Genomic DNA, 18,856 nt, shown 5'->3' on the forward strand with positions numbered 1-18,856 from the left:
TCAGGCGGCGAGGGTTTAACTCATATGATGATACTGGCTGTTGCTCACACTTTGAAGTGATTTACGTCACATTCAGGGAATTCCTCAATGCAGCGCATTATTGTAGAAATCTTAATCGCCATGTTTCATGAAAAACGCACCACAGCGTTTTGCCTGTCAGATTATTGATAGCCCGCTTTATCAATCACAAAGGCTTTGCCACAGTTACCGGGATGTGGTTGTGGCAAGAATGAGTTTGCGGAAAGCGGTGCGTTGATGGCGTCAGCTTTGAGTGAAATCTGGATTTCAGTCAAATATGCCGGATTACCCTGACACGTTAACTTGACCGCTTTGACGTTCTCTTTCCCCCAGCTTTTAGCGAAGGCGGCGTCAAAGTCATTTCGACTCACGGTTTTACCATAGTTTTCAGCGAGAAATTTTCCAGCGTCGCTTTCTTTGATTTCTTGATTCAGACGCACCATCGTGCCGAAGTAAGCGTCCGGATCAAAACCAAAACAGGCGCCGTGTTTCGCATATTCGTAACGTTCCAGGCAGGAACGCCCACCCGCGCCGGGCATCACTTCACTTAGTTTAGCTGCCGTTTCCAGCGACAACCCCGTTTCCGGTGACGAACACATTCGGCTGGCGCGTGCCTCTGGCAAGTTTGGGATTGGGCGGGTGGCGCAGCCAAAGCGCATCCAGCGGCGTTCATCAACACCGCGTGCCGCAACCGACTTTGGCAACCCAGGCCACAGGCCGTGTACGGTCAAGAAATCAGCTTTGTTGGTCGTTTCGGTTTGCAGACGACATTCATCGCGTTCGTTACGATTGCGATCGTGCTGGCTTTGGCAAAATCCGGTTTGCCAGGAAAGAGCCAGCACATAGCGATCAAAATCGCCGTACTGCTTTGCCTGTAACGCCACGGCGTTAGCTGAAGATAAGGGGAGCAGAGAAGCCGTCAGTAAAGCGGCGTTACGCCAGAATGCTTTCATAATGGGTGTGGGACTCATACATACACTGAATACTATCTATTAAATCATAAAAAAGCCCGCCGGGTGGGCTTACCTGGCGGGCGTGATGATTTATTCAGCGTTTGGCGAACGTATTAGTTCCACATTGCCAGAATTGGCCAGCCAACCAACAGCAACATGGCGATGTAAATGACCCCGAAGATGGCACCCAGACGCCAGTAATCTTTCGATTTCACATAGCCGCAGCCGTAAATAATAACTCCTGGGCCAGTTGCATATGGAGTCAGGCAGCCCATGATACCGATAGACAGAACCAGCAGGATACACAGTTGTTCCATCGGTACGCCCGGAATACCTTTACCGACGGCCAGAATCACCGGCAGCATGGTTGCGGTATGCGCAGACAGGCTGGCAAACAGGTAGTGCGCAAAGTAGAACACCAGAACCAGTACAATCACTGTCGCGTTTGGTGAGAAACCTTCCAGGTGCGTACTCATGGTGTTGGCAAACCAGTCGATAAAGCCAGAACGGGTCAGGCCATTAGCCATGACAACCAGTGTTGCCAGGTTAACCAGCGTGTTCCATGCGCTGTTATAGCGGGTAATGTCTTTCCACGGCACAACGTGCAGCGCCAGCATCAGCGAAACCGCCAGCAGGCCAACAGCAGTGGCGTTAATGACTTCACTACCAAATACCCATAAACCCAAACTAAGCAGAACAAGACCAATCAGCGTCCACTCTCTGCGAGTCAGGCGACCCATTGTTTTCAGTTCGCCACCCGCCCAGGTTGCCACTTCTTCACTATGAGTGACTTCCGGTTTGTACAGTACATAGGAAAGCCACGGCGCAATGATAAGTAAGATAACGCCAACTGGCAGGAAGCAGAGGAACCACTGCAACCAGCTAATCTGGATACCGGCAATTTTGCTGACAAACTCCAGACCCAGCACGTTCGGTGCAGCACCGGTGACAAACATGGAGGAACTCAGACTGGTACTGATGACCATCATCCACATTAAATAACCGCCAATACGACGTGCAGACGGATCGTTCGGGAATGATTTAAACAGTGGCGGCAGGTTTTTAATGACCGGGAAAACGGTCCCACCTGTACGTGCGGTGTTAGACGGTGTAAATGGTGCCAGCAGAATATCGATGATGACAATCGCATAACCCAACGTCAGCGTGCGTTTCCCCATGAATTTCACCAGGAAAAGGGCGATACGACGACCTAATCCGGAAACTTCATACCCTAATGCAAAGATAAATGCGCCAAATACCAACCAGACAGTGGTACTGGAAAAACCAGCCAGTCCCCATTTCAGCGCCTGTTTTTGGGCATTAAAAGCGGGGTTAGCTAATTCTTTGGCGTCAAAGAGCAGATAATTACTGCCAATAACGCAAATAGTTACTGCAATAAAACTGATTGCTGTTGCCGGAATTGGCTCGAGGATCATACCGACAATCATTGCCACAAACACGGCGAAGTAATGCCATGCCTGCGGCGGCATACCGTCGGGTACAGGGATAAGAAACATGACGCCCATCACCACCAGTGGGGCCAATAATTTCCATATCTTATCTTTTGCTAAAGACATACGGGTTCTCCGAAAATTAATATTTCCAAATTTATCAAGTGTTTAAATTTTTAAATCTGTGCTAAAAACCAGGTAAGAATCAGCAGGTCGGCGCTGCCGCCTGGGCTGAGATTTCGTTCGATACACTCCCTGTCGAACTGCCGGAGATAATCGAGATCGGCGGGGGTTCGGATGCCCCCTTTTTGCAATAGTGTTTGCGCCTGGCGTTGTAGCCAGCGCAGCCCCCCTTCGCCACCGCGTGATGCAACGTTGGTATCGCCGTTCATCGCCATCAGCAGCAGTAAGGTATCGAGCAATGCCAGTTCAGGATCTAACCCCTGATCCAGCAGAGTGAGGTAGTGCGGCAGGGCGTGGTTGATCACCAGCGGATAACCCGCTTCGGCTTCGCCGCGCGCGCCGGTTAGGCCAAGTTGTTGATACAACCGTTGACCTGCCGTCAGTTGTTGATTATTGGTACGTAGTTCGCGATCGGTCAGACCGCGGCAGAAACTTGCCGCCGTCGCACAAACGGTTTTGGGCGTTACCGGCTGGTTGAGCTGATGCAAACGACCAATCGCCGCACACAGTAGCCCTAAAGAAAAAATGCTGCCTTTATGGGTGTTTACGCCCGCAGTGGCGCGGAACATATCGCCTTCGCAGGCCATACCAATTGGGCGTAATCCGTTGAGTACCGCTTCCGGTGCCATTTCTGCGCTACAGGCACCAAATTCAATGAAACGCGGTAACCAGCCCTGAATTGCCAGTGCGCTACGGTGGAAATCTTCCAGCGCCATATCTTTGTGTGCACCGCAGTTAATGCGATCCACCAGGCCAGGTTTTGGTGACAGATTGACTTCAGTCAGCATGGCGCGCCAGCCCAGCAGGGCGTAGTCATCGATTAATGACGCAGCAAGCTTTGTGGTTTTAGTTGACGTTGCAGGCATCGACATCGTTCAGCAGCGCCTCCATGCGGTTGAGTAAATCGGTCAGTTGATGGGTTTTCCCACGCGCGCAAACAGCCGCGCTTTGTTCGCACAACAGGCAGCGGCGAGGCGGTAGTGAATAATTGCGGCGGGAGAGAATTTCGCCTTCGGGCGTCAGCACATCGATATCCCACAAACGCCCGAGAGGATGACTATGCTCAAGCTCAATGGTCACGAGCTTGAGGTCGCGAGCCGGGGCGGCAATGCTCAACATGCCCTCCGGCCCGCTGGCAGAAACCAGTGCAGCCTGCTCCTGAATTTGCCAGCCCTGTTTTGCGGCTAAGGCATGCAGGGCAGTTACGCCATGATTAAAAATACGGCGTGTGACCTCGCTGTCTTTAATCGGCCCAGGCGCAACCACGGTAAAGGAGACCAGTGGAACAGGATGGCGCTTGAGCCAGGCGTGTTGCCGTGCTTGCCTTTCATCCCGGCTGATGAGCAACTCGGGAATCGAAACCGCATGGTGGCTGGCGAGTTCAGGGAGCAGGTGCATGGCTTATTCCTTCACCTGATGTACAACATCAATCACCGAGCCATCGCGGTAACGCACGACGGCAACGACGCGGTCGGTGAATTCAATCGGCTGTGGTTCACCGGTCAGCAGACGCGCACGTTCACGCAGCCACTCAATGGAAACCACTTTAATTCCCGCTTCCTGCAGACGTTCTGCCAGTTCCGGACGTGCCGGGTTAACAGCGATACCGTGGTCGGTGACCAGAATATCGACGCTGGAGCCAGGGGTAATGCAGGTCAGCACGTTATCCACCAGAGTTGGAATACGACCGCGAACCAGTGGCGCGACGATGATGGAAAGCGCAGAGGCAATTGCGGTATCGCAGTGACCGCCGGAAGCACCGCGCAGTACGCCGTCAGAACCAGTCAGCACGTTAACGTTGAACTGGGTGTCAATTTCCAGCGCGCTCAGTACCACTACATCGAGACGATCAACTGATGCACCTTTAGAACCCCAGTTGGCATACTGGTTGGCGCTGATTTCGATGTGATTCGGGTTACGGGCCAGTGATTGTGCGGCGTGGCTGTCAAAGCTCTGTACGTCCAACAGTTTGCGGATCAGACCTTTTTCATGCAGATCAACCATCGTGGCGGTGATGCCGCCGAGGGCGAAATCGGCGCGAATGTCACGGCTACGCATTTTGTCTTCCAGGAAACGCGTTACCGCCAGCGATGCGCCGCCGGTGCCGGTTTGCATGGAGAAACCTTCTTTGAAGTAGCCGGAGTTGACAATCACGTCCGCGGCGCTGCGGGCAATCAGCAGTTCGCGCGGGTTCGTGGTCATACGGGTCGCGCCAGCGCCGATTTTCGCGGCATCACCAACACGATCAACTTTGACGATCAGATCAACCTGATCCTGTTCAATGCTTGCCGGGTTATGCGGATAAGGCAGCAGCTCTTCGGTGAGCATCACGACCTGTTTTGCATTGTCGGCATCGACCATCGCATAGCCGAGGGAGCCGCAGCAGGCTTTGCCAGTGTAGCCGTTGGCATTACCGAACTCATCACAGGATGGGACGCCGAGGAAGGCCACATCGATGTTCAGTTCACCGCTCTGCACCAAATGCACACGACCGCCGTGGGAGTGGATTTGCACTGGTTCAGCCAGCAGACCACGGGAGATTTCTTCTGCCAGTGGGCCGCGCAGACCGGAAGTATAAATACGGGTTACCACGCCCTGACGAATATGTTCTACCAGTGGCGCGTGGCAATCACTCAGGGAACTGGATGCCAGGGTCAGGTTTTTAAAGCCCATTTTCGCGATGACGTCCATCACCATGTTGACGGTCAGGTCACCACCGCGGAAAGCGTGGTGGAAAGAGACGGTCATGCCATCTTGCAAACCAGAACGACGAATCGCTTCTTCCAGGTTGGCGCACAGTTTGCGATCGCGCGCTTTTTCTGCCTGATAAGTTTGTTTCGGTGAGTTCTGGAAAGCGGCAAGATCGCATTCAGCGTGACGATTCCAGGCCGCTACCCGTTCTTGTCGTTGAGATTGTTCAATTTTATGCGTCATTTTGATTGCCTTATTCTTCGCGGATGCCGGAAAGTTCTGCGCGGGAGAGCACCAGACGGGCGCGATCGATAACCGGACCGTCAACCATCTTGCCGTTCAGAGAAACCACACCGAGGCCTTCGCGAGCAGCGGCTTCAGCGGCTTCTACGACGCGGCGTGCGTGATCCACTTCTTTCTGGGTTGGTGCGTAGAGGTTGTGCAGCAGATCAATCTGACGCGGGTTGATCAGCGATTTGCCATCAAAGCCCAGTTGCTTGATGTGGGCAGCTTCTTGCAGGAATCCGGCTTCGTTGTTGGCGTCGGAATAGACGGTGTCAAACGCCTGAATACCGGCAGAGCGCGCGGCCTGCAAAATGGAGCAGCGAGCAAACAACAGCTCAGTTCCTTCCGGGGAGCGTTCTGTACGCAGGTTGCGCACATAGTCCTCTGCGCCCAGCGCGATACCGATTAAGCGCTCGGAAGCGTGAGCGATTTCTACCGCGCGGGTAATGCCCAGCGGAGATTCAATCGCTGCCAGCAGACCGGTACTACCCGGTTCACGACCGCAGGCTTTTTCAATGCGCAGGATTTCTTTCTCGATATCCAGAACGTCCTGAGCGGTATCGGTTTTCGGCAGACGTACAACGTCTGCGCCGCCGCGAACGACAGCTTCCAGGTCGTTAACGCCCCATTCAGAATCCAGCGCGTTAACACGCACGATGGTTTCGATATCGCGATACAGTGGGTGTTGCAGCGCGTGGTAGACCATGCGGCGAGCGGTGTCTTTTTCGCGCAGTGCCACGGAGTCTTCGAGATCGAACATCAGGGCATCAGCCGGGTAGATGAAAGAGTTGCTGACCATCGCGGCATTAGCGCCAGGTACGAACAACATGCTGCGGCGGGTGCGGGTTTTACGTTGTTGCAACGAAGCGGAAATCATTGGCAATCCTCCCATGGCAGAGCCGGGATACCGCTGGCGCGCGCCAGCAGAGCTTCCAGTCGTGCACGTAAAATGCAGTCCAGTGCGCCTTTGTCATCGACATTTAGCTGTACGCCGCGCACGTTATAGCGGGCAAGAACGTCCAGAATGGTGCTACGAATTGCATCGCCAAACTGTTTCTCAACGCTGCTGTTGATTTGCAGGTCGATATCCTGCGTATCGAGTGGGGCGATGCGTATCATCACATCCCCAGACTCTAGGGTGCCTGCAACGGCGGGCTGGTTTATTTTCATTTTTCACCTGTTTTTTATGCGGGGGTCTTTTGACGAACTGCCGCGTCGTGGCGGGAGTGTTCAAGCAGATTCTGCAAGTAATGCAGCGTGGCTGCCGGGACCAGCGGCGCGATAGCCGTGAGATCGTTTTTCACCAGTAGTTGGCGCACCCGTGAAGCGGATATCGGCATCTCCTGGTAACGCAGTCGCTCAATTTCAACCAGTTCGATGGGCGGTGCTGAGATAGTCGGTGTTTCCAGCCAGTAGCGCATATCCTGGTTGTACTGGGCGGTCACGCGACAATACGGTTCAGTACCGACAAAGCGGTGGGTTACGCCAAGCGCAGGAGCGAGGTACTGACGGAAAATCTTCAGATCAATTTCGGTGTAACAATGGTTAATGACGCTCTGTTCTTTAATGAAGTAGCAAGGGAACGTGGCGCGGGAAATGATGTACTCGGAACCGCGATGCACTGTCAGGCGCGGAATATCAGCGGTGCCTTTCAACACCAAATCCAGCCGGTCTTCATAGGGAAAGCGCGAAGAATCTTCTTTGACTAAAAATAGATGCAGCCAGTCGCACTGTGCTGCGGCTTGTTGAATCAGATAACGGTGGCCGTTAGTAAAGGGATTGGCGTTCATCACTATGCAGCCAATCTTCTTCCCTTCATGACGAAATTTTTTCAGCGATTCAGCATAGCGTTTCAGCCGCGTGGCACTGTTTTCCATCAGTACCATCACGCCTGGTACGCTGGTCAGCGTGGAGAAACCGCACTGGCGGAACAGCGCTTCGTATTCGGTTTTGGTATAAATAAACAGATGTGTGCAGTGCCGTTCATAGGCGAGGTTTATTAGTTCGGTGGCTAATGTCAGCGCCAGTCCTTCACCGCGAACAGATTCACTGATAGCCACGCACTTAATAATATTTCCGGCAATTCCACCGCAAGCGATAAGTTTTTCATTGCGGGTTACGGTAATAAATACTTCGACTATTGTGTCAACGCTCAAATCATTTTCATGTAGAAATTGCGCGATTTCCGCCATTTTTTTATTTTCTGAACGTTTTACCCGGGTGAAAATATCATTGCCGAACATAATAAGTCGTATCCTGAAGGTATGTGTTGTTATCAATTTGCAATGAATGTTGCAAGTTGGTAATCATTTATTTTCAGTTGGGAGAAAGGGCTGCGAGTGAGGTATATCTGTTTCTCCTTTTGCTATACATCCTAAGGAGTATTGCAGTGAGAAATTTTGATTTATTTCACATAGAGTTAGTGGTTTTTTATTTATTTAATGGTTTTAAGTTTTTTAATTAATGTAATTGCGAATTGGCGCGTGGTTTTAAGTTGTTTAATTGATTTAATGAATGAATTTTGCCACGATTATATTTTATTTTTATCTGTCAAGATTCAACATTTTAATTACATTCACCAAAAACAGGGTTTACCCCGCAAGGAAAACAATGTTGCAGTTTAATGAGAATAAACAGTTTGCTTTTTTCCAACGACTGGCATTTCCGCTGCGTATCTTCCTGCTGATTCTGGTGTTCTCAATATTTGTCATCGCAGCACTGGCGCAATATTTTACGGCCAGTTTCGAGGACTATTTAACGCTCCATGTGCGTGACATGGCAATGAATCAGGCAAAAATTATTGCCTCCAATGACAGCATCATCACGGCGGTTAAAACGCGTGACTACAAACGACTGGCGACCATTGCCAACAAATTACAAAGAGATACTGATTTCGATTATGTGGTGATTGGCGACCGCGACTCGATCCGCCTTTACCATCCTAATCCGGAGAAAATTGGTCATCCTATGCAATTCACCAAACCCGGCGCACTGGAGAAAGGAGAGAGTTACTTCATTACGGGTAAAGGGTCGATAGGTATGGCGATGCGCGCCAAAACACCGATCTTTGATGATGATGACAACGTCATCGGCGTGGTGTCGGTGGGTTATCTGGTCAGTAAAATCGATAGCTGGCGCGCCGAATTTTTATTACCGATGGCAGGCGTGTTTGTCGTGCTGTTGGGCATTCTGATGCTGTTGTCGTGGTTCTTAGCCGCGCATATTCGCCGCCAGATGATGGGGATGGAACCGAAGCAAATTGCGCGCGTGGTTCGTCAGCAAGAGGCGCTATTTAGTTCTGTTTATGAAGGACTGATTGCGGTGGATCCACACGGTTACATTACCGCCATCAACCGTAATGCAAGAAAGATGCTAGGGCTGAGTTCTCCCGGACGGCAGTGGCTGGGCAGACCCATTGCTGAAGTGGTCAGGCCCGCCGATTTCTTCATCGAGCAGATTGATGAAAAACGCCAGGATGTGGTGACAAATTTTAACGGCCTGAGCGTCATTGCTAATCGGGAAGCTATTCGTTCTGGTGATGATTTGCTGGGGGCAATAATCAGCTTTCGTAGTAAAGACGAAATATCCACCCTTAATGCGCAACTGACGCAAATTAAACAATACGTCGAAAGCCTGCGCACATTGCGTCATGAACATCTCAATTGGATGTCTACGCTCAATGGTCTGTTGCAAATGAAAGAGTATGATCGCGTGCTGGCGATGGTTCAGGGAGAGTCTCAGGCCCAGCAACAGCTTATTGACAGCCTGCGCGAGGCATTTGTCGATCGCCAGGTGGCGGGGTTGCTGTTTGGTAAAGTGCAGCGCGCTCGTGAACTGGGGCTAAAAATGACAATCGTCCCCGGCAGCCAGCTTTCCCAACTGCCGCCAGGGCTGGACAGCACTGAGTTTGCGGCGATTGTGGGCAACTTACTCGACAATGCCTTCGAAGCCAGTCTGCGCAACGATAAAGGGAATAAGATCGTCGAATTATATCTGAGCGACGAAGGCGATGATGTGGTGATTGAAGTGGCCGATCAGGGTTGCGGCGTCCCAGAGTCTCTGCGCGACAAAATATTTGAGCAGGGCGTCAGTACGCGTGCTGATGAACCCGGTGAGCATGGCATTGGGTTGTATCTTATTGCCAGCTATGTAACGCGCTGCGGGGGAGTTATCACTCTCGAAGATAATGATCCCTGCGGTACTTTATTTTCAATCTATATTCCGAAAGTGAAACCTAATGACAGCTCCATTAACTCTATTGATCGTTGAGGACGAGACGCCGCTGGCAGAGATGCATGCGGAATATATTCGTCACATCCCTGGATTCAGTCAGATATTGCTGGCGGGAAACCTGGCGCAGGCCCGAATGATGATCGAGCGTTTTAAGCCGGGGCTTATCTTGCTGGATAACTATCTCCCTGACGGTAGAGGTATTAATTTACTGCATGAGCTGGTGCAGGCGCATTATCCCGGCGATGTGGTGTTTACTACTGCTGCCAGCGATATGGAAACGGTGTCTGAAGCAGTACGCTGCGGTGTGTTTGATTATCTGATCAAGCCAATTGCTTATGAGCGTCTGGGGCAGACATTGACCCGCTTTCGCCAGCGTAAACATATGCTGGAAAGTATTGATAGTGCCAGTCAAAAGCAAATTGATGAGATGTTTAATGCTTATGCTCGCGGGGAACCGAAGGACGATCTTCCGACCGGTATTGATGCGTTGACACTGAATGCAGTGCGGAAACTTTTCAAAGAGCCGGATGTGCAACATACGGCGGAGACGGTAGCACAGGCATTGACCATCAGCCGCACTACCGCCAGACGTTATCTCGAATATTGTGCCAGCCGCCATCTAGTTATTGCCGAGATTGTTCACGGCAAAGTCGGCAGACCGCAGCGTATTTACCACAGTGGGTGAAGAGAGTGCCGGAGGAAGCACGCCTCCGGCCAGAGAATTACTTACCAGTAACGGCGGCGGTTGTACCGGGGACCATCAACTCCGTGGCCACGATGACAATTACCAGCCCAACAAGCACCGGCACCGAGGTGCGTTTTACCACTTCAAAAGGTGAAATTTTCGCCATTCCGGCAACCGCAACCACCACGCCAGAGACTGGCGAAAGTGTACGACCCAGGTTTGATGCTTGTAGCATCGGAATTGTAAGGTATGCCGGGTTAATTCCGGAAGAGTGCGCCAGTTTCGGGATCATCTCAACGAATGCATAGAACGGCGCATTGCCGGAACCAGTAGTCACCGCCGCCAGCATCGTCAGGATAACCAGCACCAGCATGAGGATAATGCTCGCTGAACCGAATGAGGTAGCGATTGAGATCAGGCTCTGGATAAAGCCAATGGTGCTAAGGCCCTGGGCAAAAACACCGGCGGCAACTAATAGCATTACCACGTTAGCGAAGGCATCAGCCATGCCACGATAAGCCACTTCCAGGCCAGAAAAGACTTTTTGCGTATTAAAGCTGCGAATAAATTCCAGAATGGAGGCAATTAGCATACATATCACCAGAATGGTGATGATGTGCAATTGCGGCCCCCATTTGCCGTCAAAAAACAGCACGCCAATGATTGGGGTGAACGGCAGAATGGCGTAAAACGCAGGAGCGGTGGTCGTGATTTCGCTGACATCTAACATTTCATGGGAAATATGCTCTTTGTTGTCCAGATAGCGCTGCCAGAAAAAGTGGGCAATCGCCATGCCGATAATTGCAGCAATTGAGATTGGCAGTGTCGTTTTGAAGGCGAAGTCAATTAACGGCATTTCGGAAGCCTGCGCCGCCAGTACCACATCACCTGAAGTCGGCGCGAGAATAATCGCCGCAGGTGAGGCACAAATGGCAGCCGCCGCGCCGCGACTGATACCAACGTTCACCATGACCGGGAACAGCGTTGCCATCAGTAAAACGCCCAGGCCGGTTGCGGAGGAAACTGCCAGTGACATCAGACAGGCAACAAAATAGGCGGCAATCATCAGCAGGTAAGGGGAGTTAATGTACTGCAATGGTTTTGACGCCAGTTTGACGACCATATCGTTTGCGCCGATATGGGTCATGTAAGCGGCAAAGCCACACAGCATCATGATCATCATGCCGAGGTCGCCACCGCGACTCATCAGTAATATTTTAATGTATTCAACGATATCCGTGGCGCTGTAGCCCGTTGAAGTCTGGCTGGATGGTAAAACTTTGTGCCCCATAATGGCACTGATTATCAGTAATAACAGACCGCCTGCAAATAACACCCCGGTGGCGGAATACCCTTTAATGATGTAGCGAGCTACACCCACAATAACTACAACTCCAATAAGGAGCTCAATAACTGTCAGCATAATTTTTCCTATTTCCAGACTCCAAGATAAATAATAACAAATTCCTAAAACTAGTGAAAAATATGCCGAACAAATGGGTGGTGAATGCTGATTAAAATCAAGAAAAGCGACCATTAATACATTGATGTTGTTGTTTTTTATACATGAATAACAAAATGAATTTTTATAGTTGGTAATTACCAGTGTGATAATGTGTATTAATTGATAAGTTAATGATGTGATTTTGTTAAATTGCGCGATAGTGGTTTCTTTACTTGTTTAAAAAATATGCGCTCATGTGTGCGCGCTGGTAGTGTTAGTGATATTTATTTGTTAGCTTGTCATTGCATCTGATTAAAAAGCAAGAGATTTTTTCTTTTGTTTATTGCTGTCTATGTCGGGGAAGATTTTTTTTGCTTAAGTTGTCATTTGGAAGGAAATATTGCTTAAGTCTCCAGAATAATTTGGTGATATTTATTTGTGTAAGCCTATAAAATATTAATAGTATTCTTTATGTAGGTGTTAATACGGTTATGTTCATTTTAGTCCAGCTATGCTGGAAGTGAATTTTTGATAAATATTTTATAGTCACTAATGGATATAAGTGAATGTATTACCGTAATTCCCTTTGTTTTTATTAAGTTAATCAGCGTGATGAAATTTCTGCCTGTACAGAACAATGGATTACGGCATTTAGAGAGAATGTCGCAGCAACCTGACGGCAGCCAGAACATATGATTTGTATATTCCTGCCATCACCAGGCATGCACGTTTCGCTTACGATAAAGAAAAAGCTGATCGCTATAACTAAAAACGTGGGGCGGCGGTTTCGGTTAGTCGCGTTGGGATGAGAAAGGCAACTGGCACGGTTTGTACGTGATGACATTTGAGGATTCGTGGAATAAATGGGAGCCTGTTGCTGGATAGGGCCGTGAAAGCCGCTGGCTATCTTTCAGATGACTTACATCCCTGGTATCTACAACAATGGCAATGTTTACTTTGCCTGGATGCGGTTTCAGTTTTAGACAAGTTGCGGTTTTATAAAAGCCTTAAAAAACATAATGTAAGGCAAGGAGCATCAAAAATAACGCGACTTTTATCACTTTTTAGCAAAGTTGCACTGGACAAAGCGTACCACAATTGGTGTACTGGTAACCGACACAGCATTTGTGTCTATTTTTCATGTAAAGGTAATTTTGATGTCTAAGATTAAAGGTAACGTTAAGTGGTTTAATGAGTCCAAAGGATTCGGTTTCATTACTCCGGAAGACGGCAGCAAAGACGTGTTTGTACACTTCTCTGCAATCCAGACTAATGGTTTTAAAACTCTTGCTGAAGGTCAGCGCGTAGAGTTCGAAATCACTAACGGTGCCAAAGGCCCTTCTGCTGCAAACGTAATCGCTCTGTAAGATACGTCAGCAAGAATTCAAAACCCGCTTAATCAGCGGGTTTTTTTTGCCTTTAATGTGCTGTTGACGCCGAAAAAAGCCAGAAAGCCAGCGCGGTCATGGCAAATGAACCTAACAGGTTAACGAAGACGTTCAGTAACGCCCAGCCAAAGCGTCCTTCTTGCAACAAAAACACCACTTCTGCTGAAAATGTAGAGAAAGTCGTCAGCCCGCCACAAAACCCGGTAGTGATTAGCACTTTCCACACGGGATCAATGTTCGTCATCCGGCTAAACCAGGCAAATCCCATTCCAATGATGAATGCCCCAATCAGGTTTGCTGCCAGCGTCCCCAACGGAATAGCCTGATGCAGCGGGTTAAACCGCATACTTAACAGCCATCTCGCCACGCTTCCCGTACCACCGCCAATAAAAACTGCTAAAAGGAGTTGTAACACTGCAAAATCCTGCTATTTGATTTGTATGAGTGATAAGTGTAACGCCGAATAATCGTCGTTGGCGAATTTTACGACTCTGACAGGAGGTAGTAATGCTGGTTGCCGCAGGACAGTTTGCTGTTACATCTGTATGGGAAAAGAACGCTGAAATTTGCGCCTCGTTGATGGCGCAGGCGGCGGAAAGCGATGTCTCTTTGTTTGTCCTGCCGGAAGCCCTGCTGGCACGAGACGATCATGATCCCGATCTGTCTGTTAAATCAGCACAGTTGCTGGAAGGTGAATTTCTCGGACGTTTACTGCGAGAAAGTAAACGTAACATGATGACGACGATTCTGACGATTCATGTTCCTTCAACGCCGGGGCGCGCGTGGAATATGCTGGTGGCCCTCCAGGCGGGAAAAATCATCGCACGTTATGCCAAACTGCATCTTTATGATGCGTTCTCCATTCAGGAATCGCGTCACGTGGATGCCGGGGATATGGTTGCTCCACTGCTGGACGTGGAAGGGATGAAAGTCGGTCTGATGACTTGCTATGATTTGCGTTTCCCGGAGCTGGCGTTGGCACAGGCTTTACAGGGAGCAGAAATCCTTGTACTTCCCGCTGCCTGGGTTCGCGGACCGCTGAAAGAGCATCACTGGTCAACCTTACTCACCGCTCGTGCTCTGGATACCACCTGTTATATGGTGGCGGCGGGGGAGTGTGGTAACAAAAACATCGGGCAAAGCCGTATCATTGATCCTTTTGGTGTCACTATTGCCGCAGCGGCTGAAATGCCTGCACTCATTATGGCGGAAGTGACGCCCGAACGTGTGCGTCAGGTGCGCGCGCAACTCCCCGTCTTAAACAACCGACGGTTTGCGCCGCCGCAATTATTATGATGTTTTTTTACTCGGTGCTTGATTCACCTTGTTACAGATTGCTATTGTGTGCGCGCGTCGAATGACCGTTAATATTCTCTGGTTTTTAAGGCGCGTTCTGCTGCCTGTTTTATGTCAAGAAGGTATCTATGGGTGAGATTAGTATTACCAAACTGCTGGTAGTTGCGGCACTGGTCGTTCTGCTGTTTGGGACTAAGAAGTTACGTACGCTGGGCGGAGACCTTGGAGCGGCCATTAAGGGATTCAAGAAAGCGATGAATGACGACGATGCTGCGGCGAAGAAAAGCGCAGATGTTGATCTTCAGGCTGAAAAGCTCTCTCATAAAGAGTGACGTGGCGAGCAGGACGCTCCCTCAATATCTTGTTCGATAAAAAAACCCGCTTCAGATAGCGGGTTTTTTATCAGACAGATGTAAGTAATTATTACAGAATTACTTAACTTCCATCCCTTTCGCCTGCAAGTCGGCGTGGTAAGAAGAGCGGACAAACGGACCGCATGCAGCATGGGTAAAGCCCATCGCCAGCGCTTCGGCTTTCATTTCGTCGAACTCATCCGGGCTAACGTAACGTTGAACCGGCAGGTGATGGCGGCTTGGCTGCAAATATTGCCCCAGCGTTAACATGGTCACGCCATGACGACGCAGATCGCGCATTACTTCAATAATTTCTTCATTGGTTTCACCCAGACCTACCATCAGACCAGATTTGGTCGGGATTTCCGGATGCGCTTCTTTAAAGCGTTCCAGCAGTTTCAGCGACCAGTTGTAATCTGCACCCGGGCGTACCTGACGGTAAATACGTGGTACGTTTTCCAGGTTATGGTTGAACACGTCTGGCGGTGTGGCGGTCAGAATATCCAGCGCGCGATCCATACGACCACGGAAATCCGGCACCAGAGTTTCAATTTTGATTTCCGGGCTTTTTTCCCGGATGGCAGTAATGCAATCTGCAAAATGCTGAGCACCGCCATCGCGCAGGTCATCGCGGTCAACGGAAGTGATAACCACATAGCGCAGTGCCATATCGGCAATGGTCTGCGCCAGTTTCACCGGCTCATTGGCATCCGGAGCTACCGGGCGACCGTGGGCAACGTCACAGAAAGGGCAACGGCGGGTACAAATAGCGCCGAGGATCATAAACGTTGCTGTACCGTGGTTGAAGCATTCCGCCAGGTTAGGGCAGGAGGCTTCCTCGCAGACAGAATGCAGGCCATTTTTGCGCATTGCGGCTTTGATGCCCTGGATACGTGTAGAGTCCGCTGGAAGCTTGATTTTCATCCATTCCGGCTTGCGCAGCAGGGCTTCGCGCTCTGTTGCCACGTTTTTAACCGGGATAAGGGCCATCTTATCGGCATCGCGGTATTTAACACCGCGTTCCATCACAATGGGTTTACTCATAGCGTGCGTGTTCCAGTTGCGAATTACGAAGGAAAGCGTTTCAATTCAATAGATTGTTGTAATTATCAACTATTTTTGAATTAACGACTGGCAGTATATCATTGAAACGAACCTGAAAGCAGCCAAAGCGGTCGCGAAAATGTAAAATTGTTGTTGGATTGTGCCATTTTATCGTTCTACGATGTGAACTGGCTGTAACAATACTTTTTTCAAAATGCGTTATCGGTAACATCAATCATTCACCGTGAAGTAGGGGGGGGGCGGATGAATCGTTTGTAATGAACAGCAAAATCAATTTGCTCTTCATTTAATGTTGGAAAGGGCTATCTCTCCAGAGGCCAGCAACGGCTAAAGAGGACATAAACGTGGGCGGGAAAGCAATGACCCAGTGTAAGTTGGGCCATTTATGAGAGCCATTAAACAGGGATGTATTCTACGACAGGGTTGTTTAGCAGCATTAAAATATTTGCCAGCAAACGCGGTGCTACATTATCGGTTGTCGCATCAGGTTTCCATTGCGATATTTTAGCCATTTCCATTCCCGCATAGCCACAAGGGTTAATGCGTAAAAATGGAGAAAGATCCATATTGACGTTTAATGCCAGACCGTGAAATGAACAACCGCGACGAATACGTAAGCCGAGTGAGCAAATTTTCTTTTCCCCGACATAGACCCCAGGGGCATCAGCACGAGGATGCGCTTCAATATCCAGTTCAGCCAGGGTATTAACGACCGTTTGTTCGAGTAAGGTCACCAGCTCACGCACGCCCAGTTTGCGGCGTTTAAGATTGAACAGAACGTACATCACCTGCTGACCTGGGCCGTGATAAGTCACCTGACCGCCACGGTCGCTTTGGATCACCGGAATATCGCCCGGCATTAAGATATGTTCTGCTTTCCCCGCCTGCCCCTGAGTAAATACAGGGGGATGTTCTACCAACCAGATCTCATCCAGGGTGTTTTCATCGCGGGTATCGGTGAATTCATGCATAGCCTGTGAAATAGGCTCATAGGGCTGAAGGCCGAGCTGGCGGACAAGAATTTTATCCTGATACAAAACGGCATCTCCGTGGAGAATGAGTAAAAGAGGAGAAAAAGTATATCACAGCGGGGGGAGGGGAGTTACCCGACCAGGGCCGGGTAACGGAGAAACGAATTACAGTACCATGCGGACAATATCGATTTTGCCCAGCTCTTCATACAGAGTTTCAACCTGCTCGATATGAGTGGCGTTGATAGTGATAGATACCGAGTGGTAGTTGCCTTTGCTGCTTGGTTTTACCGTTGGGGTGTAGTCACCTGGCGCATGGCGCTGTACCACTTCAACCACCTGATCAACCAGCTCAGGTAACGCCTGCCCCATTACTTTGTAGGTAAACGGAGTAGGGAATTCAAGCAGTTCGTTAAGTTTGGTTTTCATGTCAGCTCCGGCGTAACGTAATTAAATAGCAACTCCCGCCAGAAGGCGGGAGTTTTTACTGATGTTTAGTATATGGGGGCGGAAATTACACTTTCAAGTGTTCAATTTTTAGCCAAACCAGTGATGGAACATTAATTTAATGTAATCAATGATTTTACCGAAGAAGTTACCTTCCGGAATTTCCTGTAACACTACCAGCGGACGCTGTTCAATGGTTTTGCCGTCAAGCTGGAAGTTAATTGTGCCGACCACCTGATTCTTCTGCAGCGGCGCATGCAGTTCGCTGTTGTTCAGCACGTAACTGGCTTTCAGATCTTTCATGCGGCCACGCGGAATAGTCAGGTAAACATCTTTATCGACACCTAACGAAGCGCGGTCAGTATTACCAAACCATACCGGTTCAGAGGCAAATTCTTTGCCGACTTTCAGCGGGTTAACGGTTTCGAAGAAACGGAATCCCCAGGTCAGCAGTTTTTTACTTTCGGCTTCACGGCCTTTGAAAGTGCGCCCGCCCATGACTGCGGAGATCAGACGCATCTGACCTTCTGTCGCGGAAGCGACAAGATTGTAACCTGCTTTGTCAGTGTGACCGGTTTTGATACCGTCAACATTCAGGCTGTTATCCCACAGCAGGCCGTTACGGTTGAGCTGACGAATACCGTTAAAGGTGAACTCTTTCTCTTTATAGATAGAGTATTCATTTGGCACATCACGAATCAACGCCTGTCCGATCAGCGCCATATCACGTGCGGAGCTGTACTGACCGTCAGCGTCCAGACCATGTACAGTCTGGAAGTGGGTATTTTTCAGACCCAGCGCGTTAACGTAGCTGTTCATCAGGCCAACAAAAGCATCCTGACTACCGGCGGCAAAGTCTGCCATCGCCACACAAGCATCGTTACCGGATTGCAGGTTGATACCGCGGATCAGCTGTGAAACCGGCACCTGCATACCAGGTTTGAGGAACATCAGTGAAGAACCTTTGAACACCGGGTTACCGGTAGCCCAGGCGTCGTTACCGATGGTCACTAAATCCGTTTCTTTAAATTTACCTGCTTTCATCGCCTGACCGATAACGTAGCTGGTCATCATTTTTGTCAGGCTGGCAGGGTCGCGGCGGACATCTGCATTTTGCTCAGCGAGCACTTTGCCAGAGTTATAGTCGATCAGGATGTAGGACTCCGCGTCGATCTGCGGTACACCCGGGATCATAGTTTTGATATTCAGGTCATCGGCATGTGCAGCAGAGATAAAGGCTGTGCAAAGAGCCGTGGTGAGCGCCAGGCGCTGCATGAAACGAGCGGAAAAAATGGTATTCATGGTCTGAACTACGACATCCGTGATGGAATTAAAAAAGTGCCCTACTATAGCAAATGCACTACCGCCAGGCATCTGACTTTCCGCGTGACTT

At 49.8% G+C, this 18,856-nt stretch carries 19 protein-coding genes and 2 pseudogenes; 6 read left to right on the forward strand and 15 right to left on the reverse strand.

All coding sequences use genetic code 11. The features are described from left to right. Nucleotides 1-161: 161 nt before the first annotated feature. The 8 genes from rna to citC form a co-directional block, all read right to left on the reverse strand. On the reverse strand, nt 162-971 hold the full coding sequence (rna, locus tag A1WG_RS06275; protein ID WP_001515960.1) for a ribonuclease I: 810 nt from the start codon (nt 969-971) through the stop codon (nt 162-164). 113 nt (nt 972-1,084) lie between these two features. Further along, nucleotides 1,085-2,548, reverse strand: a complete 1,464-nt coding sequence (gene citT / locus A1WG_RS06270) for a citrate/succinate antiporter CitT (RefSeq protein WP_001515961.1) — start codon at nt 2,546-2,548, stop codon at nt 1,085-1,087. A 50-nt stretch (nt 2,549-2,598) separates the two neighbouring features. Further along, entirely contained in the window at nt 2,599-3,477 is an 879-nt protein-coding gene (gene citG / locus A1WG_RS06265; protein ID WP_000062439.1) for a triphosphoribosyl-dephospho-CoA synthase CitG, read from the reverse strand. Next, nucleotides 3,452-4,003, reverse strand: coding sequence for a citrate lyase holo-[acyl-carrier protein] synthase (gene citX / locus A1WG_RS06260; RefSeq protein WP_001515962.1), 552 nt, complete (start codon nt 4,001-4,003; stop codon nt 3,452-3,454). Before citX ends, citG begins: the two co-directional genes overlap by 26 nt. Before the next feature lie 3 nt (nt 4,004-4,006). Further along, nucleotides 4,007-5,539 carry a citrate lyase subunit alpha gene (gene citF / locus A1WG_RS06255; RefSeq protein WP_000149038.1) on the reverse strand — a complete coding sequence of 511 codons (1,533 nt, stop codon included), beginning with the start codon at nt 5,537-5,539 and terminating at the stop codon, nt 4,007-4,009. Nucleotides 5,540-5,549: 10 nt separating this feature from the next. Next, on the reverse strand, nt 5,550-6,458 hold the full coding sequence (citE, locus tag A1WG_RS06250) for a citrate (pro-3S)-lyase subunit beta (RefSeq protein ID WP_000622357.1): 909 nt from the start codon (nt 6,456-6,458) through the stop codon (nt 5,550-5,552). Beyond that, nucleotides 6,455-6,751: a citrate lyase acyl carrier protein gene (gene citD, locus A1WG_RS06245; RefSeq protein ID WP_000700699.1), complete on the reverse strand. Its 297-nt coding sequence runs from the start codon at nt 6,749-6,751 to the stop codon at nt 6,455-6,457. Before citD ends, citE begins: the two co-directional genes overlap by 4 nt. Nucleotides 6,752-6,765: 14 nt before the next feature. Beyond that, complete coding sequence (gene citC, locus A1WG_RS06240; protein WP_001515963.1) at nt 6,766-7,824, reverse strand: [citrate (pro-3S)-lyase] ligase; 1,059 nt, start codon at nt 7,822-7,824, stop codon at nt 6,766-6,768. 367 nt (nt 7,825-8,191) lie between these two features. On the opposite strand from citC, the gene dpiB reads away from it, so the two are divergent. Continuing rightward, nucleotides 8,192-9,850: a sensor histidine kinase DpiB gene (dpiB, locus tag A1WG_RS06235; RefSeq protein ID WP_000938914.1), complete on the forward strand. Its 1,659-nt coding sequence runs from the start codon at nt 8,192-8,194 to the stop codon at nt 9,848-9,850. After that, the gene (gene dpiA, locus A1WG_RS06230) at nt 9,819-10,499 is read left to right on the forward strand and encodes a two-component response regulator DpiA (protein WP_000126491.1); all 681 of its coding nucleotides are present in this window, start codon (nt 9,819-9,821) and stop codon (nt 10,497-10,499) included. The genes dpiB and dpiA overlap by 32 nt, the downstream gene beginning before the upstream one ends. Nucleotides 10,500-10,536: 37 nt before the next feature. On the opposite strand, the gene dcuC is transcribed toward dpiA, so the two are convergent. Beyond that, the gene (dcuC, locus tag A1WG_RS06225; protein ID WP_000958609.1) at nt 10,537-11,922 is read right to left on the reverse strand and encodes an anaerobic C4-dicarboxylate transporter DcuC; all 1,386 of its coding nucleotides are present in this window, start codon (nt 11,920-11,922) and stop codon (nt 10,537-10,539) included. Nucleotides 11,923-12,495: 573 nt separating this feature from the next. Here dcuC and pagP point away from each other — a divergent pair. Both pagP and cspE read left to right on the forward strand, forming a co-directional pair. Next, nucleotides 12,496-12,926 (forward strand): annotated as a pseudogene (gene pagP / locus A1WG_RS24640) (lipid IV(A) palmitoyltransferase PagP). Between the two features lie 174 nt (nt 12,927-13,100). Beyond that, nucleotides 13,101-13,310 carry a transcription antiterminator/RNA stability regulator CspE gene (gene cspE / locus A1WG_RS06220; protein ID WP_000034825.1) on the forward strand — a complete coding sequence of 70 codons (210 nt, stop codon included), beginning with the start codon at nt 13,101-13,103 and terminating at the stop codon, nt 13,308-13,310. Between the two features lie 52 nt (nt 13,311-13,362). Here cspE and crcB read toward each other — a convergent pair whose 3' ends face one another. After that, entirely contained in the window at nt 13,363-13,746 is a 384-nt protein-coding gene (gene crcB, locus A1WG_RS06215) for a fluoride efflux transporter CrcB (protein ID WP_000939738.1), read from the reverse strand. 92 nt (nt 13,747-13,838) lie between these two features. Between crcB and A1WG_RS06210 the strand changes: the two genes are divergently transcribed. Together A1WG_RS06210 and tatE are read left to right on the forward strand one after the other, a co-directional pair. Further along, nucleotides 13,839-14,627 carry a deaminated glutathione amidase gene (locus tag A1WG_RS06210; protein ID WP_000959110.1) on the forward strand — a complete coding sequence of 263 codons (789 nt, stop codon included), beginning with the start codon at nt 13,839-13,841 and terminating at the stop codon, nt 14,625-14,627. A gap of 128 nt (nt 14,628-14,755) precedes the next feature. After that, nucleotides 14,756-14,959 (forward strand): twin-arginine translocase subunit TatE, encoded by a 204-nt coding sequence (gene tatE / locus A1WG_RS06205; protein WP_000503933.1) that lies wholly within the window; start codon nt 14,756-14,758, stop codon nt 14,957-14,959. 99 nt (nt 14,960-15,058) lie between these two features. Here tatE and lipA read toward each other — a convergent pair whose 3' ends face one another. The 5 genes and pseudogenes from lipA to dacA all read right to left on the reverse strand — a co-directional run bounded on the left by lipA (nt 15,059) and on the right by dacA (nt 18,765). Further along, nucleotides 15,059-16,024, reverse strand: coding sequence for a lipoyl synthase (gene lipA, locus A1WG_RS06200; RefSeq protein ID WP_000042625.1), 966 nt, complete (start codon nt 16,022-16,024; stop codon nt 15,059-15,061). 209 nt (nt 16,025-16,233) lie between these two features. Continuing rightward, nucleotides 16,234-16,398: pseudogene (locus A1WG_RS25145) on the reverse strand (LysR family transcriptional regulator); the annotation flags it as partial. A 42-nt stretch (nt 16,399-16,440) separates the two neighbouring features. After that, a complete protein-coding gene (gene lipB / locus A1WG_RS06195) occupies nt 16,441-17,082 on the reverse strand; it encodes a lipoyl(octanoyl) transferase LipB (RefSeq protein ID WP_000284037.1) in 642 nt (213 codons plus the stop codon). Nucleotides 17,083-17,181: 99 nt separating this feature from the next. Then, a complete protein-coding gene (gene ybeD, locus A1WG_RS06190) occupies nt 17,182-17,445 on the reverse strand; it encodes a DUF493 family protein YbeD (protein ID WP_000850550.1) in 264 nt (87 codons plus the stop codon). A 108-nt stretch (nt 17,446-17,553) separates the two neighbouring features. Further along, nucleotides 17,554-18,765, reverse strand: a complete 1,212-nt coding sequence (dacA, locus tag A1WG_RS06185) for a D-alanyl-D-alanine carboxypeptidase DacA (RefSeq protein ID WP_010380725.1) — start codon at nt 18,763-18,765, stop codon at nt 17,554-17,556. Nucleotides 18,766-18,856: the final 91 nt, after the last annotated feature.

It is taken from the genome of Escherichia sp. KTE96, from assembly GCF_000408525.1.
Taxonomy (GTDB): domain Bacteria; phylum Pseudomonadota; class Gammaproteobacteria; order Enterobacterales; family Enterobacteriaceae; genus Escherichia; species Escherichia marmotae.